The sequence below is a fragment of the Halomonas alimentaria genome (genome assembly GCF_009902005.1).
Taxonomy (GTDB): Bacteria; Pseudomonadota; Gammaproteobacteria; order Pseudomonadales; family Halomonadaceae; genus Halomonas; species Halomonas alimentaria.
On record NZ_WUTT01000001.1, the window covers coordinates 2,892,889 to 2,918,381 of the forward strand.

Below are 25,493 nucleotides of genomic sequence, written 5' to 3' on the forward strand. Positions count from 1 at the left end.
CCGTCTTCCTTCGTTTACCTCCTCTCCCTGTCCCCTTTCCAGAGGGTTCCCCTCACGGACCCTCCAGCTCCCACCATCCGGCCATGGTCTTCCCGCCCCAAGTTTGATGAGATAGGTGCCAGTCACCACGGCCGTCTGAGACGGCCGGCTCATCGCACAGGGAACGGCCATGACCACCTTCGACAGCACCAAGCGCTCGCTGCCCGATGGTGCTCTCGCCCAGTAACCACCGAGGCCCGAAAAAGACAGGGACAGCACCGATGCCGACTTACGGAAATATCCTCCTCAGACAGGACGAGAATGGCGCCTTCACCACCGCCCGGCGGGCGCCGCTGGGCTTCACCGATGGCCGCAACGAGGCCTGGCTTCGGGATCTACTCGCCGGCAACCCGGACTTGCTGCCCATCGAGGAGGTCGATCCCTCCTTCGCCCCGCTGGTGCCGCTGTGTACCGAGCTCTCGACCGAGGCCGGCCCGGTGGATGCGGTCTTCATCAGCCCATCCGGCCGACTGACGCTGGTGGAGTGCAAGCTGTGGCGCAACCCCGAGGCGCGGCGCAAGGTGATCGCCCAGATCCTCGACTACGCCCGGGCCGTCTCCGGCTGGAGCTACGCCGACCTGCAGCGCCGGGTCGCCGCCGCCACCGGGCACAAGGGCAACGTGCCCTTCGAGGCCGCTCGGGAGCTGCAGCCGGACCTCGACGAGGCCGCCTTCGTGGACGCCACCGCCCGCGCCCTGCGCGAGGGGCGCTTCCTGCTGCTGATCGCCGGCGACGGTATCCGCGAGGGCATCACCGGTATGGCGGACCTGATCACCCGCAACGCCGCCCTCGGCTTCAGCTTCGGGCTGGTGGAGGTCGCCCTCTACCAGTTCGGCGAGCAGGGCCTGGTGGTCCAGCCGCGGGTGGTGGCCAGGACCGAGACCCTCGAGCGCACCTTCGTACAACTCCAGGCCAGCGATGGCGGCGCGCTCCAGGAGGTCACAGAGGAGGGAGACGTCGAGGTGGGAGGCGAAGCCCCCTCAATGAGCGACGAACGCGCCTGGTGGGAGCCGCTAACGCGCATCACCTTCGACGACCCGGAGCAGGAGTCGCCGACCTACCGGCCCCGCAACCATGTCCGGGTGGCCATGCCCTATCCGGGGATCTGGCTTACCGCCTACCGTTCGATGGGAGATGGCGTCTGCGGCGTGTTCTTCACCGGGGCAAAGTCGGAGGCCAGGCAGGTGCTCGACCGCCTCAACGAGGAGCGCGAGCAGATCCTCGCCGAGCTCCCGGAAGGCGCCGACAACCGGCGCTCCAGTGGCCAGCCCGGTTACGCCAGCTATGCTCGACTCAGTGACTTCGCCAGCGACGACGAATGCCGTGAGTGGCTGGCGCAGCAGCTCAACCAGTTCGTCAACGCCCTGCGCCCGCGGTTGAAGGCAATGGGCCACTGACGCGGCTTTGAGCCGAGGGAGCGCCTCGATGAATCGGTATCGCACCACAGGATCACAGGGCAGCGCCGAGCCCGGCTCAGGTGGCCGGGTCATGGCCAACAAGCTCGGCATCACCGATCAGGAGAGCCTGGACGAGGCCGAAGCCGAGCTGCTGCTGAAGCTGTACGAGGAGGTATTCGGCTCATTGGCAGAGGATCAGCCGCTTGATACCGCACTGCTCAAGCACTGGCATCAGCGCTGGCTCGGCAGCCTCTACGACTGGGCGGGAGAAGAGCGCCAGGTCAACCTGGAGAAGGATGGCTTCCCCTTCGCCGCCGCGAGACAGCTGCCCTTTCTGCTGCGCGAGCTGGATCAGAAGTGGCTGAGCCGGCTGACGCCTTGCAACGGCATGAGCCGCGAGGAGGCGATAGGCGCCATCGCCCAGGTCCACGTCGAGCTGATCCTGGTGCATCCCTTCAGAGAGGGAAACGGCCGCATAGCCCGTCTACTGGCCGATGCCATGGCCTATCAGGCGGGGCTGGGGCTACTGAATTACGATGACTGGAGAGTGAACAAGGAGGCCTACATCCAGGCCATCCATGCCGGACTCGCCGGCGACTATGCGCCGATGGTGGAGCGGGTCAGGCAAGCGGCAGGGACTTGAAGCGGGACTTGCCGGAGCGAAGACGGGCTTCGATGCCGCGGCTGGCCTCGCCGGTTTCCACGGCGGTAGAGGAGGCGACGCTCTTCAGGAGGGCGTCACGGCTCACGGTACGGCGCTTCTTGGGGGAGCGGGATGTGGTCATGCCTGTCTCTCCTTGCTGATATGCTCATTTTACGCGCATACCGCGCCCCCTGCATCAAACACCTACAGCACCTTGGAGTCACGGTATGGCAGGACCCGAGAACACGGATGTCGAGAAGCCCTTCATCGACCAGCTGGTGGGGCAATGCTGGGAGTTCCTTGCCGGCTCGGTGACGATCCCGCCGTGATCCACCTCGAGAACTTCGGCCAGGTGGTGATGGAGCCGATGCTGCGTGAGCGGCTACATGAGAAAGATCAACCTGTGTGATGGCGCCAGGCTGGAAGAGCACGCCCAACGCACGGGTGTGGCCCATCACGGCATACAGCCAAAGCGGAGATCTACGAGGGAAAACCGTCAGGCAAAGAAAAAGCCGCTGATTTCTCAGCGGCTTTTTGCAATGCGGTGGCGGAGGGGGAGGGATTCGAACCCTCGAAGCCTTTCGACTTACACACTTTCCAGGCGTGCTCCTTCGACCACTCGGACACCCCTCCGCATTGTGGTTCTTACGCCCGGGCAGCTGTGCCTTTCGCGTCAGAACGGCGCATATAATATCGACCTAAGTGCGCGAATGCAAGCGGTTTCCTGGCTGCGGCCAGTGGTGCCCACGGCTCGGGGGCTGCGTAGCGTCCCGGGCTGTGCCGGGGTGCGCCGGTCCGCTATGCTGGGGGCGAATCCACGACAGGGAGAGTCCCATGTCCTTTCGCACCATGTCATTGCCCCCCATGCTTGCCGGCCTGCTGCTGGCACTGCCGATGACCGCCCTGGCCGAGACGCCCAACATCGTGCCCGGGGAGTGGGAATTCACCAGCACCACCTCGGTCTCCGGCGACATGCCGATCCCCGACCAGACCGAGACGACCCGCGAGTGTATCGCCCAGGGCGACCTCGCCGATCCCGACTTCCAGATGATCGAGGAAGAGGAGGGGTGCGAGCTGCTCGAACACAATGTCGGTGTCGATGGCATGGACTACCGCATGGTCTGTGAGGCCGAGGGTGGCCAGGCGGACATCGTCGGCCATATGGACTTCCTCGGCGAGACCACCGAGGGCCGCGTGGAGGTGACCGTCCAGTCGCCGCAGATGGGCGAGATGGAGATGGTCACCGAGGTCGAGGGCCGTCGCATCGGCGACTGCTGACAGCGATCATGCTGGTTGCAACGCAAGACGGCCACCCGTAGGTGGCCGTCTTGCGTTGAGTGGGTTCAATGCCCTTCCGGGGTGGCCTCCATCTCCTGCTCCAGGCGCCTGGCCACGTCGCCGGGAGAGCCGGTGCGACGTGCCAGCAGGTCGTAGGCCACCGGCACCACGAACAGTGTGAACAGGGTGGCGGCGGCCAGGCCACAGAGGATGACGATGCCGATCACCAGGCGGGTCTCGGCGCCGGCGCCACTGGAGATGATCAGCGGCACAGCGCCGGCCATGGTGGTGGCAGCGGTCATCACGATGGGGCGCAGGCGGGTCACCGAAGCCTCCACCAGTGCCTCGTGGAAGGCCATGCCCTGATCGCGCAGCTGGTTGGCAAACTCCACGATCAGGATGCCGTTCTTGGCGGCGAGCCCCACCAGCATCACCAGCCCCACCTGGCTGTAGATGTTCAGCGACTGGCCGGTGACATAGAGCCCCAGCAGGGCGCCGCAGATCGCCAGGGGGACGGTGAGCATGATCACGAAGGGGTGCACGAAGCTCTCGAACTGGCCGGCCAGCACCAGGAACACCACCAGGATTCCCAGCCCCAGCAGGAAGCCAGTGGCGCCGCTCGCCTCCTGGTAATCCCGCGAGGCGCCCTTGACGTCGGTCTGGGCCTCGGGCGGGAGCAGCTCCCGCACCGTCTCCTCAAGATACTCCAGGGCCTCGCCCAGCGGATAGCCGTCGGCCAGGTCCGCCTCGAGGGTGATGGCGCGAACCCGGTTGAAGCGATTCAGTGTGCTGGGGCCGGCGAAGTCGGAGATGCTCACCAGGCTGGCCAGGGGAATCAGCTCCCCGCTGCGCTGTGAGCGCACGCGCAGGCTCTCCAGACTCTGCGGGCTGGGGCGCGCGCCGGGTTCGCCTTCGAGGATGACATCGTACTCCTCGCCGTCGTCGATATAACGGGTCGCGGTGCGCCCGCCCAGCAGGGTCTCCAGGGTGCGGCCGATCTCGGTGACGGTAACGCCCAGTTCGGCGGCCCGCTCGTAGTTGATGTCGACTTCGAGCTGGGGCTGACTCTCCTCGTAGTCGCTGTCCAGGCCGGTCAGGCGAGGGTTGTCCTCGCGAATATGCTCGAACAGGGTGTCGCGCCACTCGGCCAGCTCTTCGTAGGTGCCGCCGCCGAGCACGAACTGCACCGGCTTCTCGACACTCGAGCCGAAACCCTGGCGCATCACCGGGAAGGCGCGAACACCGGGCAGGTCGGCGAGGTTGCGTCGGATCTCGTCCATGATCGCCCACGCCGAGCGCCGCTCGCCCCAGTCGGCCAGGTTGACGATCACGAAGCCGCTGTTGAAGTTCTCGATATTGCCCCAGCCGCGTGGCGCGCGTACCACCACACGGTCGACTTCACCGGTCTCGAGCATCGGCAGCAGCCGTGCCTCGATCTCGTCCATATAGTCGAGCATGTAGTCATAGGTGGCGCCGGGGGGGCCGTTGACCAGTACCCAGAAGTTGCCGCGATCCTCCTGGGGGGTGTACTCGTTGGGCAGCTCGCCATTGAGCCAGACCATGCCGCCGATCACTCCGAGCAACAGCGCCACCACCAGCAGGCGCAGCTTGAGGGCCCGCTCGAGGAGTCGCCGATAGACGCAACGCGAGTGCTCCAGTGCCCACTGCACACCGCGAGCGAGGCGGCTCTCGTGCATGCCCGACTTGAGGATCTTGGACGCCATCATCGGTGTCAGGGTCAGCGCCAGCAGGCTGGAGATAGCCACGGCGGCGGCCAGGGTCAGGGCGAACTCCGAGAACAGTCGGCCGATATCGCCCTCGAGGAAGCTCAGCGGCACGAATACAGCGATCAGCACCAGGGTGGTGGCGATCACCGCGAAGGCGATCTGACGGGTGCCGCGGAAGGATGCTACCAGCGGCGTCTCGCCGTGGTCGTGCATGCGGCGGTGGATGTTCTCCAGCACCACGATGGCATCATCGACGATCAGGCCGATGGCCAGCACCAGCGCCAGCAGGGTCAGCAGATTGATAGTGAAGCCCATTGCCGCCAGGGCGCCGAAGGCGCCGATCAGGGCGATGGGCACGGTGACCGCGGGGATCAGAGTGGTGCGCAGGTTGCCCAGGAACAGGAAGATCGCCACCACCACCAGGCCCATGGCGATGAACAGGGTCTGCACCACCTGGGAGATGGCCCCCTCGACGAATACCGAGGAGTCGAAGTTCAGCGCCAGCGTCATGCCCTCGGGGAGTCCCGGCTGCTGCCGCGCCATTTCGGCCTGCACCTCCCGGGAGATCTCCAGCACGTTGGCGGTGGACTGCTTGACCATGCCCAGGCCCACCATGGGGGTGCCATTGCCGCGGAAGATGGTGCGCTCCTCCACGGCGCCGATCTCCACCCGGGAGATATCGCCCAGGCGTACCAGGTAGCCGTCGTCGGCCTCGTCCAGCACCAGGCTGCGGAAGTCCTCGGGCGTGGCGAAGCCGCGCGGCAGGCGCACGATGAACTGGCGCTCGCTGGATTCGATGGAGCCACCGGGAAGCTCGACGTTGTCGGCGCGCAGGGCGTCCTCGACGTCGCCGGCGGTGAGGCCGCGGGCCGCCATGGCATCGGCGTCGAGCCATACGCGCATGGCGTATTCTCGGCCGCCGCCGATGATCACCCGCGACACGCCGGGCTGGATCGAGAAGCGATCGACCAGGTAGCGGTTGGCGTAGTCGGTGAGCTCGGCCATGGTGTAGCCCTCGCCGGAGAGCGACAGCCAGATCACCACCTCGGAGCTGGAGTCGGCCTTCTCGACCTCGGGCGGGTCGGCCTCATCGGGCAGGTTGCCGGCGGCGTCGGAGATGCGGTCGCGGATATCGTTGGCCGCCGAGTCGATGTCCTGGTCGAGACCGAACTCGATATTGATGCTGGAGCGTCCGTCCTGGCTGGAGGAGGAGATCACCTGGATGCCGGAGACGCCGGCGATGCGATCCTCGAGCACCTGGGTGATGCGGGTCTCCACCACGCTGGCCGAGGCGCCCGGATAACGGGTATCGACACTGACGATGGGCGGGTCGATGGAGGGATACTCCTGCAGCGGCAGGCGCTGCAGGGCGAGCAGGCCGAAGGCCACGATCAGGGCGGCCAGCACGGTAGCCAGCACCGGCCGCTGGACGGAGATATCGGAGAGGCGCATCAGCCGTTGGCCCCTGCATCGTCACGGTCCTGGCGCAGCAGCTCGGGGACGCTGGTGCTCTCGTCGAGAATGCCCAGCAGGCGAGTCGGCTGGCCGTCGCGCACGCGCTCGGTGCCATGGGCCACCACCAGCTGGCCCGCATCCAGCCCGTCGAGGACCTCTACCTCGCCCTGTCGACGGGCGCCGATAGTGATTTCGCGGCGTGTCACCCGGTGCTCGTCACTCGGCTCGAGGGTGAGCACGAACTGGCGGCGTCCCTGGGGAATCAGCGCCGACTCGGGAATCACCATGGCCTGGCGGGCCTCGCGCTCGACCGCCACGTTCATCAGCATGCCGGGACGCAGCTGGCCGTCGGGATTGTCGATCTGTGCCCGCACGGTGATGCTGCGGCTGACCGGATCAACGCGGGTGCCGATGGTGTCGATCTCCCCCTGGAACGCGGTGTCGGGATAGGCGGCACTGGTGGCGCGCAGTGCCAGGCCCGGCGTGATCTCGCCAAGGGCCCGTTCCGGCAGGGTGAAGTCGAGCTTCATCACGTCGAGCTTGTCGAGGGTGACGAGCTCGGCGCCAGGGGTGACCAGGGTACCCACGCTGACGTTGCGAAATCCCACTCGGCCGTCAAAGGGGGCGTGGATGCGGTAGTCGGCCAGCCGCGCTTCCAGGGCCTGGATCTCGGCCTCGACCTGGCGAAGTCGCGCCTGGGCATCCTCCAGGTCACCCCGCGGTGCCAGGTTGCGTTCCTGCAACTGGCTAAGGCGATTGACGGCGTTGCGGCGCTCCTCGCGCAGGGCCTGGGCGGCCCGCAGGTCGGCCTGGGCCTCGTCATCGGCGAGGCGGACCAGCAGCTGCCCTGCCTCGACGCTGTCACCATCCCGGAAGTTCAGCTCGCGCACCACGTCGGTCACCGTAGCCGAGAGTGTCACGCTCTCGTCGGCGCGCAGGGTGCCCAGCGAAGCCAGTGGATCGGACCAGGGAGCCAGGCGCACCTCGGCGGCGATCACTGCGGTGGGCTGCTGGGCCTGGAGTGGCATGGCCACCACCAGCAGCAGGCCCAGCAGCAGCGGCAGGAGTCTTGGGACGTGGCGTAGGGGCATGGGAGCAGTCTTGTCGGTGGACGGTGGCTGGCGGTGTTCGCGCGATACTTGTACAGCGTAAACGGGGGCGGGCCGGGAGAGTGTGGCAATAATTCACAAGCCGGTATGCCGCCACTACTCCTACAATGTACAAGGCTTGTATATGTTTTGCCACCCTCGGCCTGGCCTGGCGTGACTGCTAGAATGCGCGCCTCGCCGTTGGCGATACAGGCAATAGCCGGGAGGGCTTGAGGGTGACATACGATGTGGTGGTGATCGGCGCCGGTGCCGCCGGCCTGATGTGCGCACTTACCGCCGGATATGCGGGGCGACGGGTGCTGGTGGTGGACCATGCCAACAGGGCTGGCAAGAAGATCCTGATGTCCGGTGGCGGGCGCTGCAATTTCACCAACCTCAACTCCACGCCGGCCAATTTCTTCTCCGCCAATCCCCACTTCTGCATCTCGGCACTGAAGCGCTACCGGCCCGAGCACTTTGTCGAGCTGGTGGAGCGCCACGCCGTCGAGTACGTGGAGAAGGCCCCGGGGCAGCTGTTCTGCGCCGATTCCAGCAAGGAGATCGTGCGCGTGCTGCTCACCGAGTGCGAGTGGGCCGGAGTGGAGATTCGCCTGAAGACGCGTATCGACGCGGTGGAGCGGCGGGGGGAGGGCGTCCGTCTGGCGACGTCCGCGGGCACGCTCGATGCCGGTGCCCTGGTGGTGGCCAGCGGTGGCCTGTCGATTCCCAGCATGGGGGCCAGCGGCTTCGGCTACGAGATCGCCCGCCAGTTCGGCCTGGCGGTGACCGACACGCGCCCTGCGCTGGTGCCCTTTACCCTGACCTCACACTGGAAGGCGCGCGCCGAGGCGCTGGCCGGGGTGAGCTGCGAGGTGGAGGCCAGTTGCCGGGGTGGGCGTTACCGTGAGCCGATGCTGTTCACCCATCGCGGCCTCTCCGGTCCGTCCATGCTACAGGTCTCGAGTCACTGGCAACCCGGCGACGAGATCGTCATCGATCTGCTCCCCGGTGAAGATGCCTTCGCGGCGCTGTGCACCGCCCGCGACGCGACTCCGAAGCGGCGCCTCTCCACCTGGCTGGGTGAGCGCCTGCCGAAACGGCTGGCCCAGGCGCTGGTGGAGTGGCAGGGCGACGACGGGGTGCTGGCGGAGTGCGGCAACGCTCGCCTGCAAGCCTGGGCCGAGGCGCTGAACCGCTGGCGGATCAAGCCTGCCGGCACCGAGGGGTGGCGCACCGCGGAGGTGACACTGGGCGGGGTCGATACCCGTGCCATTTCGTCCCGGGACTTCGCGGTGGCGGGGCTGCCCCAGCTGCGTTTCATCGGCGAGGTGCTGGATGTGACCGGGGAACTGGGGGGCCACAATTTCCAGTGGGCGTGGGCCAGCGGGGTGGCCTGCGGCCAGAGCCTGTAGCCTATGCCCGGCATAGGCAGGCCCGAAAGTAGGCGGTGCTCAGCTCAGTCGCTGGGCAACTTCTTCCCATAACTGATGGTAGGCCTGGGCGGCGGCGGTGCGCGGCGCGAAACTGCGTAGTGGGGCGCGTTCGAGCCCCATGCGCTCGACCACACTGGCGCTTGGGATGGTATGCGAGAGACGCAGCGGCCAGCGCTCCGGCAGCGAGTCGATGATCTCGCGGTGCAGGGTGCGGCGGCGGTCGGCCAGGGTGATGAAGGGCCATACCGGGCAGGGAATATCACGCTCGTCGAGGAAGTCACGCAGCTGCTCCAGGGTGCGTAGCGACAGCACCGTGGGCACGATGGGCACCAGCAGCGCATCGACGCTGGCGAAGACGCTCTCGGAGAGGGTCGAGAGACTGGGCGGGCAGTCCAGGATCACCAGGTCGTAGTCATCGCGGATCGGCTTGAGGATGCGCCGGAGCTGGTTGTCGTGCCGTTCGGCGAGCAGGTGGTCCAGTTCGCGTGAGGCCAGCGCCGCCGGCAACAGGTCGAGGTTCTCGACCTGGGTGGCGCGGATCACCTTGTCGTAGGCGGCCTTGCCCTTGACCAGCCGGGCGACCCCGCCGCGCACCTTGGGTTTGGCGCGCAGATAGAAGGTGGTGGCCGCCTGGGGGTCGAGGTCCCAGAGCAGTACACGCTGACCGGCGGCGGCCGCCTCGGCGGCCAGGTTGACCGCCGAGGCGGTCTTGCCGACGCCGCCCTTGATGCTGTAGAGGGCCAGCATGCGCAAGACGCATCTCCTGTGTCAGTAAGGCGAATAGTGATTCTATCAGGCCGCCGCCGCCCCCATATGACAGAAGTATGACGGCTGGGTGTCACGCCAGATAGCGGCCGCCGGCAGCGATGGCGCTGGTCAACATGCCGAGGATCAGGTTGAGGCCCACCAGGCGGCGGATACTGGCCAGCTGCTGGCCACCTTCCGGCCAGGCCTCGGTGTCCACCGCCCGTTGCAGGCGCTGCCAGGGCACGAACCACAGGTGAAGATAGATGGCCATCATGGCCAGGCCCAGCGCCAGCATCAGGTGGATATGCCAGCGTGCTCCGGCCATGCCGCCGAACACCGCGAAGAGCATCCACAGTCCGGTGGCCAGCAGGACTGCCACGGCGGCCCACACCCAGGGGAAGAAGCGCGCGAATACGCCACGCCACAGGGTCAGCCGAGCGGGTGGCTCCAGCTGGCTGGCGGCCACCGGGCGCAGCACGACCCAGGCGAAGAACATGCCGCCGACCCAGATCACGGCGGCGAGAACGTGCAGGGTGATGGCGAGCGTCATGGGTGGCTCCTCGGGCAGAATCGGGTGGCGGTGACGGGCTGTGCTGCTGTTGGCACCTTACCCCAGCCCGGCCTCCCTGCCCAGGCGTGCAGGAGCTTGCGCTGGCGGTGGCCGGCACCCCGCGGCATCATGGGAATCGTTTGGCTGGCAATGAGGCCGTGATGAAGAGAGTGTTGTTGGTAGCGCTGCTGGCGCTGGCGGGCCTCTCCTGGTTCGAGGGAACGCTGGATTGGCGTGGCGGCGGTGATCCTCCTGCCGTGGAGCAGCAGCTGCCGGGGCAGGCGCAGATCGACGCGACCCTGCGGCTGATCGAGCGCGGCGGCCCCTTCCCGCACTCCCAGGACGGCACCACCTTCTTCAACCGCGAGGGGCGGTTGCCGCAGGAACAACGGGGCTACTATCGCGAGTACACCGTGGAGACGCCGGGGCTGTCCCACCGTGGGGCTCGCCGCATCGTGACCGGTGGCCAGCCACCCGAGGTCTTCTACTACACCAATGACCATTACGATTCGTTCCGGGTACTGGAGGATCGACGTTGACCGCCCCGCTGACCTCGCTGGAAGCCCTGGCTCGCTACCTGGAAGATCCGGCCCATGCCGGGGTGTATGGCCTCGAGGCGTCGCATGCCGCGGGGCTGGACGAGGAGACGGCCGGCACGGTGGGGCTCGACTGGCGTCGCCTGGCGTCGGCGCCGTTCTGGAGCCGCGAGGCGCTGCTCGATGGTCTGGCCGAGAGCCTGGCGTTTCCCGATTACTTCGGGCGCAACTGGGATGCCGCCTGGGACTGCCTGACGGAGCTGGAGTGGGAGACGGGGAGGGCCCGGGTGGTGGTGGTGCCGGTCGCTGCTGTCGATGTAGCCGCCATGGTCGCCTTCCTGGAGTTGATGCAGGATGCCGCCGAGCACTGGGCGTCCCGCGGGCATGCACTGGCCACGTTGCTTCTCTGGGAGGGGGAGGCTCCGTCCTGGGCCCTGGAGTTGCCGGCGCTGCCCCGGGAGGCGGTCGGGTAGCCCGGGGTTCAGCGCAGCATGCGCCGGACTCGGTTGACTACCAGGGCTCCGGCGGTGGCGCGGCGGCCGAGACGCAGCAAGCGTCCCGGATGCCGGCCGAGTCGAAACAGCAGCAACCCTCCCGCGGCATAGAGCGGCGCCTTGAAGCGCATCAGGGTGCGCCAGCCGTCATCGATGGGCCGGGTCGCGCTTCGCCAGCGGCTCGCCGCGACCAGGATATCCACGCGCTGCTGCTCGATTTGCGCCTCCAGTTCCGCCTTGGTGACGGTGCGGGAGGGGCGGTTAGTCGTCATGTCGACTCTCCCGACGATCCTGTTCGACCAGGTCGCGGTCGGTGGCGAGGTGCTTCAGGGTGCTGGCCAGCAGGGTGCGCCGGCGCGCCAGCTGCATGACCCGCAGGCAGAGCAGTACACCGCCACCGAGCAGCACTCCGGCGCTCACGCCGATGGCAGTCAGCCGGTAGCTATCCCAGAAGGCCACGATCACCAGGGTAGTGAGTACCGCGATGCCAAGCAGCAGCAGTATCATTGCCAGCCCGGCAAGCAGCAGCATGCCAACCAGGCGAGCGCGTTCCTCTTCCAGCTCCAGCACGGCGAGACGCAGGCGCGTCTCGCCGGTTGCCAGCAGGCTGCCCAACAAGCGCCTGCCGGCAGTGAAAACCCGCTGAGCCGGTCCCTGGCTGGATGCCATCAGCGACGCCCGATAAGCATGCCGATCACGACCCCTACACCGGCGCCGATGCCGATGCTGGTCCAGGGGTTGTCGCGGACGTAGCGATCGCAGGCATCCACCTGGTGGTCGAGAGTCTCACGGGCTTCCCCGTAGAGGCGCTCGCCGCGAGACTCGAGACGCTCGCGGGTTTCCTTGAGACGCTTCTCGGCTCGTGAACGCAGCTCCTTGATATTGCTGCGTGAGTCGTCGGCGGTGGCGCTGACCAGCTCCTCGATGGTCTGGCTGAGGTGCTGCAGGTCTTCCTTGAGCTGCTCGGTGGATTCTTGGGTGCGATTGGCCATGTGAGTCTTCCTGTGACAGTGGGTGACAGGCCCAGCATAGCAGCCGGGGCGCGGCTTGACAGTGCCCCGGCGGCGGATGATTGACGCCGGTCAGGGCTAGCGCAGCAGACCGCTGCTGGGTGAGAACAGCGGGTTGAGGCTGAAGCCCAGGCTTAGGCGCTGTGTGTTCTGGTCGTAGTCGATCAGGCTCTCGCCGTAGCCGTGGTAATACTGCACGTGGGCGCGCACCTTGCTGTCGAAGAGTGGCCAGGAGTAGTCGAACTGGCCCCCCATGTGTCCCGCCCCGGGGTTGCCGCGCACCATCAGGCTGAGCTCGTTGTCGCCGAAGCGCCGGGCCAGCGTGATATCACCGTAGCCCATGTAGCGCTCGATATCGGGGTTGTCGTCATCGCCGGTGGTCTCCGGCAGACGGTAGTGGGGGGCCAGGCTCACCGCCCAGTCGCCACGCTGGAAGATCGTTTCCAGGTAGAGGCGGTTCCAGCTGCGCGACAGCTCGTTGGAGCGGCCATTGGACTGATGATTGATGGCCACACGGTTGCGTATATTGGCCCAGCCAAGTACCTGCCAGTCGTTGTCGACGCTGAGAAACACCTCGGGCTCATAGTTGGTTTCGCGGAACGGCGATGAGTCGTCGGTGTTATAGGCCTGCCACCAGCTGCGCTGGGTGTAGGCAAAGTAGAGGTCACCGGTATCGCCGAACAGCCCTTCGGCAAGGGCTACCTTGGCGCTGAACTGAAATTTCAGCTCGCTGCGCTCCATCCCGTCATCACCGGTCAGGCTCGCATAGGCCTCATGGTTGGGTTTGCGGTTGTAGGTCAGCGGGAACAGGTAATTACGCCGATAGGCGGTGATGGCATAGGGATTGCGGTTCGAGGCCTGTTCGAGCTGGCGCCGGCCGGCGGCCTCGGCCACGGCAACGTCACCTGGGGCGAGCTGCTGCTCAGAGGGCCAGGCGAACTCCCCGGCATCCGGCATGGCATCGGCTGGCTGGGCATCCATGGCGTCGAGCCTGGCTTTTACCGCGGCAGCTTCGGTGTGCAGCTGGGCAAGGCGCGCCTCCAGCTCGGCGCGGCTGGCTGCGTCCGGTGCCGCCTGAGCCGTGCCGACGATCAATAGAGCTTGTGAGGCGAGGACAGCGGTGCGAATCGGCAGGCGCATGGTGGTTTCCAGGGCAGAGAGGGCTGGATGATCGTTCTACCACGCCCGGAAGACAAGTCAACCGCCGGAGAGAATCACGATTGCCTTGCGGATGATGGGGGCACAGAATCGACAGCCAGGAAAACGCGACGGGAGAGGGGCGTGAGGACGGCAACAGCGGGAAGTGCCAGGCAGGGCAGAGGATATGCAGCGGTCTGCTGGCGGCTGCGATGGGTTCTGCTGGGGTGGATACTGCTGGCCATGGCGTGGCCGGCCCTGGCCCAGCAGGAGCCACTGCCCGAACGTGTCGCCGTGGAGGAGCGCCTGACCGCTCTGGAGGAGGGCGCCGGCGAGACTGGCCCCTCCGATGCTGAGCAGGCCACCATCGAGCTTCTCGACGCGACACTCGCCGACCTCGATGCCCTGGCTGAGCTCGAGCAGCGTCGTGAGGCTCTCGAGAACCGTGTGGAGCAGGCCCCCCAGGAGCTGCTGCGCCTGGAGCGCGAACTGGAGAGCGAGGAGGCGGCGGCCACCCGTGTCTCCGCCGCTGAACTGGATGAACTGAGCCTGGACGAACTGGAGACCCGCCAGCAGGAAGCGGTGGTGGAACTGCAGCGCCTCCAGGATCGCCTCGCCGAGGTCAATGCGCAGCTGCTTACCGCCCAGACCCTGCCGGAACGCGCCCAGAAGTCTATCGCCGACGCCATGCAACGGGTGGAACAGGCGCGACGCGACCTCGACGAACTGGATGTCAACGATGTCGCCGCGGACGATCCCAGGCGCTGGCAGCGCCAGGTGGCCCGGGCCCTGGCCGAGGCGCGGCTGCTCTATCACCAGCGCGAGCTGGGTACCAATACCCGCATGCGCGAGCTGGACCAGCGACGCCAGGAGCTGTTGACGCGGCAGCAGGCGCGTCAGGAGGCGGAGCTTGCGCTGCTGCAGAATGTCATCGAACGCAAGCGGAGACTGGCCTCCGAACAGGCTATCGCCGATGCGGTCCGGGATGATCCGCTGCTGGAGGAGGGGCATCCGGTGCTGGTGAGTGCCCAGCAGGTCAACCGCACCCTCAGACAGGAACTGCTGCGTGCCAACGATCGCAGTAACGTCCTGGTGCGCGAGAGTCTCATGGTACGCAGCAAGCTCGATCAGGTGCGCCAGCTGGAGCGCAGCCTCAACGAGCAGATCGAGGCGATTCGCGGTTCGACCCTGCTGGCGCGCATCCTGCGGGAGCAGCGCCGTGCGCTGCCCCAGGTGGAGTCGCAGCGCGACCTGCAGGACGAGATCGCCGATCTGCGGTTGCGCCAGTTCGACCTGGCGCGCCAGCGCGACCAGTTGCGCGAGGGGGAGCGCATGGCCAACCAGCGCCTGGCGGAGGCGGGAGTGGAGAGCAACGCGGAGCTGGTCGACTCTCTGCAGCGCCTCTATCAGTCCCGTCGCGAACTGGTCGACCGGCTAGAGCAGACCTATGGCAGCCTGCTCAGCTCGGCCATCGAGCTGCAGCTAAACCAACAGCAGTTGCTGGAGACCTCTCGCGGGCTGCGTAGCACCATCGATGAGCAACTGTTCTGGGTCGCCAATACGCGCCCGCTGGGTCTGGCTTGGGTTCGCCAGCTTCCCGACAACCTCGCTCTGGAGTGGCGTGAAGGGGAGTGGCGCCAGGTGCTGCCCACCACCTGGAACCTGCCGTCGGCGGGGGCCCTGGCGGGATTGCCGCTGTTGCTGCTGGCGACCTTTTTGCTGTGGAGACGTCGGCGCCTCCAGACGCGTCTCGCCCGTCTGCATGAGCAGATAGGGCGCCTGCGCAGCGATAGCCAGCTGCATACACCGCTGGCGATACTCCTCAATGCGCTGCTGGCGGCACCGGGCCCGCTGCTGCTGGCGGCGGCCAGCCTGGCACTGCTCGCTGGCGGCGATGCCATCGCCGATGCGCTGGGCATGGCCGGGGTGCAGCTCTCCCTGGCGTGGGGCGTGGTGGCATGGTCGCGCCGCCTGCTGGCGACAGATGGCGTGACCACCCAGCACTTCCATTGGCCGGAGGACTATGTGGCGCGCCTGCGTCGGCTGCTGGGCTGGCTGGGACTTGCCCTGATACCGGTGCTCGGCATCGCGATCCTGGCCCGGGAATCCGAGTTCGGGCTGAGCCAGCGTCCGTTGGCGCTGAGCCTGCTGCTGCTCGGCTTGCTGGCCATGAGTGTGTTGCTGGCCAGGCTGATCCTCTCCCATGTGCCGTTCTTCGGGGTCAAGCTGTTTCGTCTGGCGCTGGGCCTGACGATGGCGTGTGTGCCACTGGTGCTGGTCGGGCTGATTGTCAGCGGGTTCGAGTATACCGCCCTGAGCCTGGTCGGCCGCTTTGTGATCACGCTCTACCTGCTGGGGCTTTGGATCCTGGTGGAGGCATCGGTGGTGCGGGGCCTGGCCGTGGCAGCGCGGCGGCTGGCGTTCCGGCGTGCCCTGGCAAGGCGCCGCGCCGAAGGCAAGGAGGGCGCCGACGGTGGGCCGGAGGTCGTCGAGGAGCCTCCGCTGGACATGGAGCAGATCAACCAGCAGTCGCTGCGTCTCTCCAAGCTGATCCTGCTGATCGGCTTCGTGCTGCTTTTCTATCTGGTATGGGCAGACCTGCTCACCGTGCTGGGCTATCTGGAGGAGGTGGCGCTCTGGGGGGGCGAGGGAGATGACCTGGTTACCGATGCCCTGTCGGTGGCCGACCTGTTCATGGCACTGCTGATCATCGCCCTGACCCTGATGCTGGCGCGCAATCTGCCGGGCCTGCTGGAGGTCAGTGTGCTGTCCCGCCTGGAGTTGAAGCAGGGCAGCGCCTACGCCATCACCTCGCTGCTCTCCTACACCATCGTCGGCACCGGCCTGGTGGCGTCGCTGGGCACCCTGGGGGTCTCCTGGGACAAGTTGCAGTGGCTGGTGGCGGCGCTGGGTGTCGGCCTTGGCTTCGGCCTGCAGGAGATCTTCGCCAACTTCGTCTCGGGGCTGATCATCCTCTTCGAGCGACCGGTGCGTATCGGCGACACCGTGACCCTGGGCAACCTTACCGGCACGGTGAGCCGCATCCGCATCCGCGCCACCACGGTGACCGACTTCGACCGCAAGGAGATCATCATCCCCAACAAGACCTTCGTCACCGACCAGCTGATCAACTGGTCGCTGTCGGACACCGTCACCCGGGTGGTGCTGACCTATGGCGTGGCCTACGGCTCGGATCATCGCCTGGTACACCGCCTCCTGCGCCAGGCCGCCGACGAGAATGCCCGGGTACTGGCGGACCCCGAGCCCCAGGTGTTCTTCATGAACTACGGTGACAGTACCCTCGATTTCGAGTTGCGCATCTTCGTCAACAGCCTCGGCGATCGGCTCTTCGCCACCGACGAGATCAACTGCCGGGTCGGCGAGCTGTTTGCCGATCATGGTATCGAGATCGCCTTCAACCAGCTCGATGTCCGGCTGCATCGCGCCAGCGACGGGCTGGAGCGCCGGGTGGAGAGGCGCAGCGCCGAAGCGCTGGTGGAGCCCCATCCAGCGCCGGGTGCCCAGGGAGATCCGGGGGATATCGAGACCGGGGATGCCGATGGCGGAGAGGCGGGAGGCGACGGGCGCTGAACAGGCGCCCCTGGGGGTCAGCGCCGCACGGCGTGGAGCAGGAACTCGCGGTTGCCGTCGCCACCCAGCAGCGGGCTCTCCTGCCAGTGGCGGACCTCCAGGCCCACTTCAGCACAGCAGTCGCGGATGCGCGCCTCCACTTCGGCGTAGCGGCCAGCATCGGTGACCAGTCCTCGGGCGTTGACCCCACCGGGGCCCACCTCGAACTGGGGCTTGACCAGGCTGGCCAGCTGGCCACCTGCGGGTAGCAGTGCGGCCAGCTGGGGCAGGATCAGCATCTGGGAGATGAAGGAGACGTCCATCACCGCCAGCTCCGGTCCGGTGGCGCCCTGCGCCGCGAAGGCCGTCTCGAGGCGGGTATCGTCGGCCATGGCCCGGGCGTTGAGCCCCTCCAGGCAGGTCACCCGGGGATCTGCGCGCAGCTCGGGGTCGAGCTGGTCATGGCCCACCTCCACGCCGACCACATGGCGGGCACCGAAGCGCAAGGCGCAATCGGTGAAGCCGCCGGTGGACTGGCCCACGTCGAGTACCAGCCGGTCCATCAGCTCAAGGCCTAGCGTCTCGATCAGCGCCTCGAGCTTGAGTCCCGCCCGGGAGACGTAGCGCTCCTCGGGGTCCTCTTCGACAATCAGCCGGGTATCGTCGGGGAGCTTCTCTCCGGGCTTGGTCAGAACCCGGCCGCCTTCGGCCAGGGCAACTCGCCCATGACGAATCAGCCGCTGGGCGCGGGTGCGGGAGCGGGCCAGCCCCTGTTGCAGCAGGAGCTGGTCTAGCCTGGGCATGTGACGTAAGCCTCCAGGATCAGGGGCCCTCGTCGGCCTGCAGGTCGGTAGGAGGGATGCGGTCTGCGCCCCAGCTGCGGTGGATATGGCCGATCACCCGATCGAGCTCCTCCTGGGTGATCTGGGCCAGTTCGCCGCGCTCCAGGGGATCGTAGTGGAAGATGTAGAGTCGCGAAGCGAACTGCTCGAATGGCAGCGACGCCTCTCCTGCTCGCTCGCCGTGGCCGGCGGTGCTGACCTTGATGCCATCACCCCAGTCCTGGCCGCTGTCGTTGTTGGGGTTGAAGAAGTAGACCCGCATCACGTCGGAGGGATCGAGGTTGACTCGGAGCACGGTGATGGCGTGCCAGCCGATGAAGCGTGCCGCGCTGTCGGTGACCGCGATGCCCGCGGGCTGGGGATGGATCAGCGGCTGGTTGCCGTTGTAGTAGGGGTGGTAGCTGGCATAGAAGTGGCGCAGGAAGGTATCCAGCTCATGCAGCTGGCCGCTGGCCACGTCGACGTTGATGCGAAAGCCTCGCCCGGACCACCAGCCGTGGAACTCGGGATTGACCCAGCGGTGCGGGTCGCCTTCGCGGCCGATGCAGCGTCGCCCCATCTCGGCGTAGATACGGTCGAGGTGGGGTACCACGATCAGCGACACCGGGTCGAGGTCCATGGGCAGACTCTGGGCCACCCCCGAGAGGCTGGCCATGGAGGAGATCGGCTGGCCCTCGAAGTGCATGATGATCTCGTCGTCACGCGCCGCCCAGGCCACCATCTGCAGCAGGTAGTCCGGGTCGTTGTAGGCCCACATGGAGAGCGCCCGGGCCGACTGGCAGGTGGGGTTGTTGCCCTGGCCCACACCCAGTGGCTGGCCGAGCATGCACAGCACCCCTTCGAGCAGCCTGGCTCGCGGCGAGATCGCCTCGCCGAAGGCCAGGTTGAGCCGTGACTGTGACCATTCGGAGAGCGTCAGGCTCAACTGGCGCCACATGGCCGGGGCCACCGGGGGCTGGTAGAGGATGCCGCGTTCGAGGGTCAGGGCCAGGCCGTAGGCGGCCTGGGGAGTGGCCGGGTGCACGCCGCCGCGGATCAGCGCCGAGACCAGCTCGCGATAGCACAGCAGGCAGTCGCGGCCGGTGGCGGAGAGGCCCAGTGCCTCGGCCAGCAGGTGGTCACCGTGATCCAGCAGGTGGCGCAGCAGCACGCTGTGATAGGGCGATACCAGGCCGGTATCATGCATCGCCCGGGCGAAACCGGTGGCCTCGCCCTGCAGGGCGGCGGTGTCCATGCTGGCGAGCCGCTCGCGGTAGACCTCGATGCCCGGATCCTCGCGGCAGGCCCAGGTAGGGCCGAACAGCGAACTGACCAGGCGGTCGGCGCCCTGGCCGCTGGCGCCGAGATCGATATCCGGGTTGGTCTGGCACAGCGCGATCTGGGTGATCATCTGCTTGACCGGCTCCACCTGGATGGGCCGCTGCTGCAGGATGCGCCAGATCTCCTCGATCAGGCTGTCGACGATATGTTCGTAGCCGATGCGTTCGGCCAGGTGACGGAACAGATGGCGGGGGATATTGGCCAGGCGCCCCTGGGTCTCCCGTTCGGCCTCGCTGGGCGCGCCGAACAGCAGCCACAGGTTGATGGCCATCACCTGGGTCAGATAGTGGTGTGCCTGCTCGGCGGAGATCATGGGGTGAAGGTACTCCCCCTTGGCCACCGCCAGCAGGCGTAGCTCGCTCAGCGCCTCGATGACCACCGTGTTGGGGTCGGCGCTCTTCAGTGCGTGGGTGGTCAACGTGGGCAGCAGGTACTGGGGGGTCTCCCAGTCGGAGCCGGCGAAGATGCCGGCCTGCTCGAGGGTCTGGGCGCGGGCCTCGATGGCCGCGGCACCCCCTTCCTGAAGGAGCACCCGGCGGGCCGTATCCAGCACCCGCGGCAGTTTACCGGGCTTGGCGAAGTCGCGCGCGCCATCGAGCAGGGCGGTCGCTTCGTCGAGCTTTTCCAGCAGGCCGCGCAGCTTGGCATCGTCGGGTGGCGACTCACCGCCACCCGGATGTTTCTCATCTTGCGTCGTCACGCTGAATCCTTGTCGTCCGGCTGTCATGTCTTACATGACGCCTAGGTCACGCGAAGAAATCAAGCTCAGACATAGAAATCAAGATCTTCCATATGCTTGAGCAGTTCCTTCATGCGCGCCGCCTCGTCGCCCTTGAAGTAGATCAACCCCCAGTGGGTGCCGAAGGCCGTGCGCTTGGTGACGGTCTCCTCAATGGGCGCGGTGAGCTCGTGGGATTCGAAGTAGGGGTCGTCCTCGACCTCTTCGGGAATCTCCAGCTTGCTGACCACGCGGCGGCGCGGATAGACCCCGAAGCAGCCGGCGTAGCCGTCGGCGTCCACCACTTCCTTGGGGAAGAAGGCCTTGACCTCCTCGGTGGTGGCCTTGGGGTCGAACACCAGCATGCTGGCCTGGTAGGCATTGAAGCCGTAGACCCGCTCGAGCAGCTCGAAGACCTTGAAGCCCGGCGGACGATAGGCCACCTCGCCGAAGTACATCTCGCCGTCGTTGGTGACGAAGTACTCGGGGTGGATCAGGCCGAACTCGATATCGAAGGCCTTGATCAGCTTCTCGATCTGGGCCTTGATCTGCGGGCGGTACTTCTCGAGCTCCGGGGAGGCCGGGACGAACACCGAATAGCCCAGGGTCACGTACTCGGAGATGTTGAGGAAGACGATCTTGCCATCGTGGATCCACGCCTCGACCGCGAACTCCCAGCCGTCCAGATGCGACTCCATCAGCACCGGGAACTCCTCGTCCGGGATGGTATCGACCTCGTCAGGAGTACGGATCACCCGGTGGCCCAGGCAGCCGGCCTTGTCGAAGGCCTTGAGGTGGATGGGGTCATTGGGGTCGCCATCGAGCTTGAGCAGGGTCTGGTTGACCCGCTTCAGGAAGCGGATGACGTCCTCCTTGTCGTGGGCCTCCTCGAAGATGCCCACGCGAATGCCGCCCAGCTGGGCGCGGCGCTTCATCAGCGCCTTGTCGCGCAGCAGCAGCGACTGGCCATAGAGGCGCGGGTTGTCGAGCAGCACCGAGTTGATGGCGCCGGCCCACTCCACGGTCTCCTCGAACATGGGGATGGCGACGTCCACGCCCATCTCCTTGAGCGTCTCGGCGATCTCCATGGAGCGGTCGTTCAAGCGTTCGAAGTTCCACGGCACGTAGGGGATGTCATGCTTCTGGCAATACTCCTCTGCCCAGTCCGGCGCCACGACGACGTAGCGTCGGTCGAAGTTCTCGGCGGCTTCGACGGCGTTCAGGCTCCAGCCCAGCAGAGCGATATAGCCCTTGTTCGGATCCTTTTTCATGGGGCGCCTCCTGTGTTCGGCGATGAGCAAGCCTCCCTGACGTATCGTGCAGAGATAATGGCGTAAGGAAGGGTTGTCCTCACTCTACAGCACTCAGCGTTGGTCGACATCCCGGATTGTGTCGACGCGCCTCCTTGCTTGCCACCGGCGGCGCTGTTATAGTGCCGCCGCACTCGGCAAGACGTTGATCGCAAACGTTACATCTGCCGGGTTGGCATCATCGAGATGTCATGCTGTGGTGGCCCCGTCGGTCCTCCCGCAACGCTAGACCGCAAACCCCGCCAGGCCCGGAAGGGAGCAACGGTAGTGGTGGACGCGTGTGCCGGGATGTGGCTGTCGGGGCCGCCTCCATTTTAAGCGCCGGCTCCCCATCGTTCGCCTTTATCCCCCCCTGGTCCGCTTTCACCTGCTGCTTCTTCGCGGCTGATGCCCTCTGTCCGTGACCCATGTCCCCTGCGCATGAACGGGGCGCATTCCCGTGACTTGGTCCAGGCTGGATAACCCGCGCTTGTCTCAGCAAGGACAGGTATCGGTATTTCATAGTCACTGGATCACAGGGGGACTCGCAAATGCGCAAATGGCCACTGATCGCCGCCGCATGCGGTCTGGGCGCCTGGGGCTCAGCCACCGCCCAGCAAACGACGCCGGGGGAGGATGATCTGAAGAGGCTGGCGTCCTGTGAGGGCGGTGCCTTCACGACCCACGAGATCGCCGGCGCCGTTGCACGCTATGACGTCGTCGGCGCGGAAGCGGATCGCTGTCGGCTGCGCTTCACCTACCTTGAAAACCCCAACCCGCGGCTGGAGGGGAAGCCTCTCACCTTTCTCATCGACCCTTCGTCCGCGGACCTGGCGGCCGAAGTCCAGCAGCAACTGGGCGCTTGCCTCGAGGGGAGCGGTCGGGGTTGCCAGGGCGAGCTCTTTCGCGAACTGGGCGGCAGCGCGCGAAGGGCAGCGGCACGAGCTGTGACGGAAGGGGCGCTGCCATGCGGGGAGCCCGTGGCTTCCCAGGGATACCCTCTCTACCCCATGCCCCGTGAGGGAAAGTGGGGCTATGTCGATCGCAGCGGCGACTGGGTCATCGAGCCCCAGTGGGACCAGGCGACGGACTTCTCGGAGGGGCGTGCCGCCGTGGGTGACTGGCGGCGCTGGGGCATCATCGATCGTGCGGGGGAGCTGGTGTTGCCCCTGGAGTACGAGAGCCCCTCCTATTCCAATCTGGAAGGGCGGCGGGTCGTCTCCTCGCCTTTTGCGCCGTTCTCCGAGGGTTGCGCGGCCGCCGAAATCTTTACCCAGCAGGCCGAGTACCTGTTTGTCGATCGCGACGGTGCCCTCCATCGTCCTGTTCTGCCAGGTGGACAGGCGTTGGCAGGCCTGGGGAGCTTCTCGGAGGGGCTGGCCTGGTTCTCCTGGAGTGAGGATCTGGAGTGGCATTATGGATGGTTGGATCATCAAGGCCAGGTCGCCATTCCGGCGGAGTTCGCCGATGCCGGTGATTTCTCGCAGGGGCTCGCCCCAGCCGAGTCACGGCGGGGTGGTGCCGGCTTCATCAATCCCGACGGGCGGTTGACCCTGCCCCGCAAGTGGACGCTTGAGTCTGCCAGTGCCTTTTCCGAGGGTCTGGCACCGGTCTCCATCGAGCCCTTCCGCACGGTCTACATGGACGAGGAGGATTTCGTGATCATGCAGGCCCGAGATCCGCAAACCGGCCAGGAGGCGACGATCGAGATCGGCGGCGCCTTCCACAGCGGCCGCGCGCCGGTGCGGATGACGTTGGGAGAGGAGACGGTAATGGCCTATATCGATCAAGAGGGTGAGGTGGCCTTCGTGCCCGCGCGGTTGCCCGACCTGGTGCCTTGCCATACCGGGCGCCTACCGGAGTTCCGTCATGGCCTGCTGCGTTTGCTGGTGGCGGAAGACGGGAAGCGCTGTGGCGAAGGCGCCTACGGCCTAGGCCTACCTCACTACGACGATGCCCATTACGTTTATTTGGACCCCCGGGGCGAGATCGTGCTGCGTCAGCAGGAATAGCGACTGACGATTGGCACTTGGGGGCTCATGTCTGGGTCCCCAGGTGCTTACGCAGGAAGTGCTGGGTGCGTTCCTGGTCGGGATGGCTGAACAGGTGGTCTGGGGTGTTGGCCTCGACCACCACGCCGCCGTCCATGAACATCGCCCAGTCGGAGACGTCACGCGCGAAGCCCATCTCGTGGGTGACGATCAGCATGGTCATGTGCTCCTCGGCCAGGCCCTTCATCACCTGGTTCACTTCCTCCACCAGTTCTGGGTCCAGCGCCGAGGTGGCCTCGTCGAAGAGCATCACCTTGGGGCGCATGGCCAGCGCCCGGGCGATCGCCACCCGCTGCTTCTGCCCGCCGGAAAGCGAACTCGGGTAGGCTTGGGCCTTGTCTGCCAGCCCCACCCGCTCGAGCAGCTCCATGCCCAGTTCCCGGGCGCTTTTCGTCTCCATGCCCTTCAGCTTGCGCGGGGCCAGGGTCACGTTGTCCAGCGTCGACATGTGCGGGAAGAGATTGAAGTGCTGGAACACCATGCCCATGTTCTGGCGGATATGGTTGATATGCCGCTCGAAGGCCATCCCCTTGAGGTCGGGGCGGTTCACCTGCACGCCATCGAGCAGGATCTGCCCCTCGTCGATCACCTCCAGGTTGTTGATGGAGCGCAGCAGGGTGCTCTTCCCCGAGCCCGAGGGGCCGATGATGGAGATGATCTTGCCGCGGTCCACTCTGAGGTCGATGCCCTTGAGCACCTCGAGGTCACCGAAGCGCTTCTTGACCCCCTTGAGCTCGACCATCGGCGTGTCTGTCGTCTGTGTCATGCGTAAGCCTCGTGGGTAGGGGTTAGCGGCGGTAGGCGGCGCGGCGTTCGATCCACGACTGGCCGGCCTCCATCATCAGGTTGATCAGGTAGTAGATCACGGCGATGGTGATGTAGAACTCGAAGGGTCGGAAGGTGATGCTGATCGCGTACTGGGAGACGTACACCAGCTCGCCGATGCCGATGGCGGAGAGCACCGCGATATCCTTCACCATGATGATCATGTTGTTGCTGAGCTGCGGCAGGGCGCGATAGAAGGCCTGGGGCAGGATGATGTAGAACAGCGTTCGCAGGTGGCCGAAGCCCAGGGATCGCGACGCCTCGTACTGGCCGCTCGAGACCGAGCGGATGGTGGCCATGAAGATGTCGGCGTTGTAGGCCATGTAGTGGAAGCCGAGTCCCAGGATCCCCACCACGATGGCCGGGATCAGGATCAGCTCGCCGAGGCCGAAGTAGAGGAAGTAGAGCTGCAGCAGCAACGGGGTGGTCATGAACAGCCAGATGAAGAAGCGCAGCGGCCAGTTCACCACCTTGCGGGTGTAGAGCGAGATCACTGCCACCAGCTGTCCGCCGAGGATCGACAGCAGGGCGACCGCCAGGCCGATCAGCAGGGTGACGCCCACCCCCTTGAGCAGGGTGGGGAAGTAGTCGATGACGGGGGTGAAGTCGAATTCCATGGTGCTGTCCTGGTGGTTGTGGTCCGGCAGGCGTTACAGGAAGGTGTAGCGCGTGGCTCGGCGGTAGAGGAACTCGACCATGCCCATGACGGCGTAGATGATCACGATGTACATCAGCGCGCTGAGCGTGAAGACCTCCAGAGGCTTGTAGGTGGAGCCGATCAGACGCTGCGCCTGATAGGTCAGCTCGACCACCGAGATGATCGAGACCAGCGAGGAGTTCTTGACCAGGATAATGGCGAGCACCCCGATGGAGCGGATCATCAGGCCCGCCGCCTGGGGCAGGATGATGTAGCGCAGCGTGGCCAGGCGCCCGAAGCCCAGGGATCGCGAGGCCTCGTTCTGGCCGCTCTCCACCGACTCGATGGCGCCGCGCATGGCCTCGCTCATGTAGGCCCCGATGTTGAAGGCGCCCACCACCACCCCGCAGGTGAAGGGGTCCAGGCGCAAGCCGATCGCCGGGCCTCCATAGAAGACCAACAGCAGCTGCACGAAATAGGGAGTGCCGCGCACCACGCTGATATAGGCGCGGGCCAGCCAGCGCGGCGGCGGCAGGCGGGCGGTCCTCATGACCACCAGCGCCGCGGCGATGAAGAAGCCGAAGAACAGCGCACGCGCGGAAATGTCGACGGTGACCCACGCCGCCTTCACCAGCAGCGGCGTGATGTCGATCATCAGGTTGAAGTCCATGGTCCTGTGACCCTGCGTTGTGGTTATCGTGACGGGT

The 25,493-nt window shown here is 66.3% G+C and carries 23 protein-coding genes, 1 tRNA gene and 1 other RNA gene; 9 read left to right on the forward strand and 16 right to left on the reverse strand.

Annotated elements, in window-relative coordinates; genetic code table 11:
• Positions 1-260 precede the first annotated feature (260 nt).
• Together GRB96_RS13660 and GRB96_RS13665 are read left to right on the forward strand one after the other, a co-directional pair.
• Positions 261-1,436 carry a PDDEXK family nuclease gene (locus GRB96_RS13660; RefSeq protein WP_161432643.1) on the forward strand — a complete coding sequence of 392 codons (1,176 nt, stop codon included), beginning with the start codon at positions 261-263 and terminating at the stop codon, positions 1,434-1,436.
• Between the two features lie 91 nt (positions 1,437-1,527).
• Complete coding sequence (locus GRB96_RS13665) at positions 1,528-2,079, forward strand: Fic/DOC family protein (RefSeq protein WP_205743541.1); 552 nt, start codon at positions 1,528-1,530, stop codon at positions 2,077-2,079.
• Here GRB96_RS13665 and GRB96_RS15550 read toward each other — a convergent pair.
• Positions 2,057-2,221, reverse strand: coding sequence for a hypothetical protein (locus GRB96_RS15550; RefSeq protein WP_170293779.1), 165 nt, complete (start codon positions 2,219-2,221; stop codon positions 2,057-2,059). The two genes, GRB96_RS13665 and GRB96_RS15550, sit on opposite strands and share 23 nt — an antisense overlap.
• A 403-nt stretch (positions 2,222-2,624) precedes the next feature.
• A tRNA-Ser gene (locus GRB96_RS13675) sits at positions 2,625-2,712 on the reverse strand.
• A 201-nt stretch (positions 2,713-2,913) separates the two neighbouring features.
• Here GRB96_RS13675 and GRB96_RS13680 point away from each other — a divergent pair.
• Positions 2,914-3,357: a DUF3617 domain-containing protein gene (locus GRB96_RS13680; protein ID WP_240894173.1), complete on the forward strand. Its 444-nt coding sequence runs from the start codon at positions 2,914-2,916 to the stop codon at positions 3,355-3,357.
• A gap of 65 nt (positions 3,358-3,422) precedes the next feature.
• Here GRB96_RS13680 and GRB96_RS13685 read toward each other — a convergent pair whose 3' ends face one another.
• A complete protein-coding gene (locus GRB96_RS13685) occupies positions 3,423-6,536 on the reverse strand; it encodes an efflux RND transporter permease subunit (RefSeq protein ID WP_161432645.1) in 3,114 nt (1,037 codons plus the stop codon).
• Positions 6,536-7,630: an efflux RND transporter periplasmic adaptor subunit gene (locus GRB96_RS13690; protein ID WP_161432646.1), complete on the reverse strand. Its 1,095-nt coding sequence runs from the start codon at positions 7,628-7,630 to the stop codon at positions 6,536-6,538. Before GRB96_RS13690 ends, GRB96_RS13685 begins: the two co-directional genes overlap by 1 nt.
• A 233-nt stretch (positions 7,631-7,863) precedes the next feature.
• Between GRB96_RS13690 and GRB96_RS13695 the strand changes: the two genes are divergently transcribed.
• Positions 7,864-9,039 carry an aminoacetone oxidase family FAD-binding enzyme gene (locus GRB96_RS13695; protein ID WP_161432647.1) on the forward strand — a complete coding sequence of 392 codons (1,176 nt, stop codon included), beginning with the start codon at positions 7,864-7,866 and terminating at the stop codon, positions 9,037-9,039.
• Positions 9,040-9,078: 39 nt separating this feature from the next.
• Here the strand turns inward: GRB96_RS13695 and GRB96_RS13700 are convergent, their stop codons facing one another.
• Both GRB96_RS13700 and GRB96_RS13705 read right to left on the reverse strand, forming a co-directional pair.
• Positions 9,079-9,813 carry a ParA family protein gene (locus GRB96_RS13700; RefSeq protein WP_161432648.1) on the reverse strand — a complete coding sequence of 245 codons (735 nt, stop codon included), beginning with the start codon at positions 9,811-9,813 and terminating at the stop codon, positions 9,079-9,081.
• Between the two features lie 85 nt (positions 9,814-9,898).
• Positions 9,899-10,357, reverse strand: coding sequence for a CopD family protein (locus GRB96_RS13705; protein ID WP_161432649.1), 459 nt, complete (start codon positions 10,355-10,357; stop codon positions 9,899-9,901).
• 161 nt (positions 10,358-10,518) lie between these two features.
• Between GRB96_RS13705 and GRB96_RS13710 the strand changes: the two genes are divergently transcribed.
• Together GRB96_RS13710 and GRB96_RS13715 are read left to right on the forward strand one after the other, a co-directional pair.
• Positions 10,519-10,896, forward strand: a complete 378-nt coding sequence (locus GRB96_RS13710) for a guanyl-specific ribonuclease (RefSeq protein ID WP_161432650.1) — start codon at positions 10,519-10,521, stop codon at positions 10,894-10,896.
• Positions 10,893-11,366, forward strand: a complete 474-nt coding sequence (locus tag GRB96_RS13715) for a barstar family protein (RefSeq protein ID WP_205743543.1) — start codon at positions 10,893-10,895, stop codon at positions 11,364-11,366. The genes GRB96_RS13710 and GRB96_RS13715 overlap by 4 nt, the downstream gene beginning before the upstream one ends.
• Positions 11,367-11,374: 8 nt before the next feature.
• On the opposite strand, the gene GRB96_RS13720 is transcribed toward GRB96_RS13715, so the two are convergent.
• The 4 genes from GRB96_RS13720 to GRB96_RS13735 form a co-directional block, all read right to left on the reverse strand.
• On the reverse strand, positions 11,375-11,659 hold the full coding sequence (locus tag GRB96_RS13720) for a YqjK-like family protein (protein ID WP_161432651.1): 285 nt from the start codon (positions 11,657-11,659) through the stop codon (positions 11,375-11,377).
• Complete coding sequence (locus tag GRB96_RS13725) at positions 11,649-12,056, reverse strand: phage holin family protein (RefSeq protein WP_161432652.1); 408 nt, start codon at positions 12,054-12,056, stop codon at positions 11,649-11,651. The genes GRB96_RS13720 and GRB96_RS13725 overlap by 11 nt, the downstream gene beginning before the upstream one ends.
• Positions 12,056-12,379 carry an ElaB/YgaM/YqjD family protein gene (locus GRB96_RS13730; protein WP_161432653.1) on the reverse strand — a complete coding sequence of 108 codons (324 nt, stop codon included), beginning with the start codon at positions 12,377-12,379 and terminating at the stop codon, positions 12,056-12,058. The genes GRB96_RS13725 and GRB96_RS13730 overlap by 1 nt, the downstream gene beginning before the upstream one ends.
• A 96-nt stretch (positions 12,380-12,475) precedes the next feature.
• A complete protein-coding gene (locus GRB96_RS13735; RefSeq protein ID WP_161432654.1) occupies positions 12,476-13,537 on the reverse strand; it encodes a phospholipase A in 1,062 nt (353 codons plus the stop codon).
• Positions 13,538-13,753: 216 nt separating this feature from the next.
• Between GRB96_RS13735 and mscK the strand changes: the two genes are divergently transcribed.
• Positions 13,754-17,125: a mechanosensitive channel MscK gene (gene mscK, locus GRB96_RS13740; RefSeq protein WP_276608763.1), complete on the forward strand. Its 3,372-nt coding sequence runs from the start codon at positions 13,754-13,756 to the stop codon at positions 17,123-17,125.
• Positions 17,126-17,142: 17 nt separating this feature from the next.
• Here the strand turns inward: mscK and GRB96_RS13745 are convergent, their stop codons facing one another.
• From GRB96_RS13745 to GRB96_RS13755, 3 genes are all read right to left on the reverse strand, one after another.
• Positions 17,143-17,907: a TlyA family RNA methyltransferase gene (locus tag GRB96_RS13745; protein ID WP_161432656.1), complete on the reverse strand. Its 765-nt coding sequence runs from the start codon at positions 17,905-17,907 to the stop codon at positions 17,143-17,145.
• A gap of 19 nt (positions 17,908-17,926) precedes the next feature.
• Complete coding sequence (locus GRB96_RS13750; protein WP_161432657.1) at positions 17,927-19,966, reverse strand: transporter permease; 2,040 nt, start codon at positions 19,964-19,966, stop codon at positions 17,927-17,929.
• A gap of 65 nt (positions 19,967-20,031) precedes the next feature.
• Positions 20,032-21,255, reverse strand: a complete 1,224-nt coding sequence (locus GRB96_RS13755; protein ID WP_161432658.1) for an ATP-grasp domain-containing protein — start codon at positions 21,253-21,255, stop codon at positions 20,032-20,034.
• A 245-nt stretch (positions 21,256-21,500) separates the two neighbouring features.
• Between GRB96_RS13755 and ffs the strand changes: the two genes are divergently transcribed.
• Positions 21,501-21,597, forward strand: an RNA gene (gene ffs / locus GRB96_RS13760) — signal recognition particle sRNA small type.
• 227 nt (positions 21,598-21,824) lie between these two features.
• Positions 21,825-23,285: a WG repeat-containing protein gene (locus GRB96_RS13765; protein ID WP_161432659.1), complete on the forward strand. Its 1,461-nt coding sequence runs from the start codon at positions 21,825-21,827 to the stop codon at positions 23,283-23,285.
• 25 nt (positions 23,286-23,310) lie between these two features.
• Here GRB96_RS13765 and GRB96_RS13770 read toward each other — a convergent pair whose 3' ends face one another.
• From GRB96_RS13770 to GRB96_RS13780, 3 genes are read right to left on the reverse strand one after another with little or no spacing between them, the layout of a single operon-like run.
• Positions 23,311-24,090 (reverse strand): amino acid ABC transporter ATP-binding protein, encoded by a 780-nt coding sequence (locus GRB96_RS13770; RefSeq protein WP_269816178.1) that lies wholly within the window; start codon positions 24,088-24,090, stop codon positions 23,311-23,313.
• Positions 24,091-24,112: 22 nt separating this feature from the next.
• Positions 24,113-24,766, reverse strand: coding sequence for an amino acid ABC transporter permease (locus GRB96_RS13775; protein WP_161432660.1), 654 nt, complete (start codon positions 24,764-24,766; stop codon positions 24,113-24,115).
• 33 nt (positions 24,767-24,799) lie between these two features.
• Positions 24,800-25,456, reverse strand: a complete 657-nt coding sequence (locus GRB96_RS13780) for an amino acid ABC transporter permease (RefSeq protein ID WP_161432661.1) — start codon at positions 25,454-25,456, stop codon at positions 24,800-24,802.
• Positions 25,457-25,493 lie beyond the last annotated feature (37 nt).

What these genes read in the sequence shown, in the direction of transcription:
- GRB96_RS13685 (WP_161432645.1), bottom strand. Translation starts at nt 6,536, where the DNA reads ATGCGCCTCTCCGATATCTCCGTCCAGCGGCCGGTGCTGGCTACCGTG.
- GRB96_RS13680 (WP_240894173.1), top strand. Translation starts at nt 2,914, where the DNA reads ATGTCCTTTCGCACCATGTCATTGCCCCCCATGCTTGCCGGCCTGCTG.
- GRB96_RS13720 (WP_161432651.1), bottom strand. Translation starts at nt 11,659, where the DNA reads ATGACGACTAACCGCCCCTCCCGCACCGTCACCAAGGCGGAACTGGAG.
- GRB96_RS13730 (WP_161432653.1), bottom strand. Translation starts at nt 12,379, where the DNA reads ATGGCCAATCGCACCCAAGAATCCACCGAGCAGCTCAAGGAAGACCTG.
- GRB96_RS13770 (WP_269816178.1), bottom strand. Translation starts at nt 24,090, where the DNA reads ATGACACAGACGACAGACACGCCGATGGTCGAGCTCAAGGGGGTCAAG.
- GRB96_RS13660 (WP_161432643.1), top strand. Translation starts at nt 261, where the DNA reads ATGCCGACTTACGGAAATATCCTCCTCAGACAGGACGAGAATGGCGCC.
- GRB96_RS13755 (WP_161432658.1), bottom strand. Translation starts at nt 21,255, where the DNA reads ATGAAAAAGGATCCGAACAAGGGCTATATCGCTCTGCTGGGCTGGAGC.
- GRB96_RS15550 (WP_170293779.1), bottom strand. Translation starts at nt 2,221, where the DNA reads ATGACCACATCCCGCTCCCCCAAGAAGCGCCGTACCGTGAGCCGTGAC.
- GRB96_RS13665 (WP_205743541.1), top strand. Translation starts at nt 1,528, where the DNA reads ATGGCCAACAAGCTCGGCATCACCGATCAGGAGAGCCTGGACGAGGCC.
- GRB96_RS13705 (WP_161432649.1), bottom strand. Translation starts at nt 10,357, where the DNA reads ATGACGCTCGCCATCACCCTGCACGTTCTCGCCGCCGTGATCTGGGTC.
- GRB96_RS13690 (WP_161432646.1), bottom strand. Translation starts at nt 7,630, where the DNA reads ATGCCCCTACGCCACGTCCCAAGACTCCTGCCGCTGCTGCTGGGCCTG.
- GRB96_RS13765 (WP_161432659.1), top strand. Translation starts at nt 21,825, where the DNA reads ATGCGCAAATGGCCACTGATCGCCGCCGCATGCGGTCTGGGCGCCTGG.
- GRB96_RS13725 (WP_161432652.1), bottom strand. Translation starts at nt 12,056, where the DNA reads ATGGCATCCAGCCAGGGACCGGCTCAGCGGGTTTTCACTGCCGGCAGG.
- GRB96_RS13735 (WP_161432654.1), bottom strand. Translation starts at nt 13,537, where the DNA reads ATGCGCCTGCCGATTCGCACCGCTGTCCTCGCCTCACAAGCTCTATTG.
- GRB96_RS13710 (WP_161432650.1), top strand. Translation starts at nt 10,519, where the DNA reads ATGAAGAGAGTGTTGTTGGTAGCGCTGCTGGCGCTGGCGGGCCTCTCC.
- GRB96_RS13775 (WP_161432660.1), bottom strand. Translation starts at nt 24,766, where the DNA reads ATGGAATTCGACTTCACCCCCGTCATCGACTACTTCCCCACCCTGCTC.
- GRB96_RS13745 (WP_161432656.1), bottom strand. Translation starts at nt 17,907, where the DNA reads ATGCCCAGGCTAGACCAGCTCCTGCTGCAACAGGGGCTGGCCCGCTCC.
- GRB96_RS13780 (WP_161432661.1), bottom strand. Translation starts at nt 25,456, where the DNA reads ATGGACTTCAACCTGATGATCGACATCACGCCGCTGCTGGTGAAGGCG.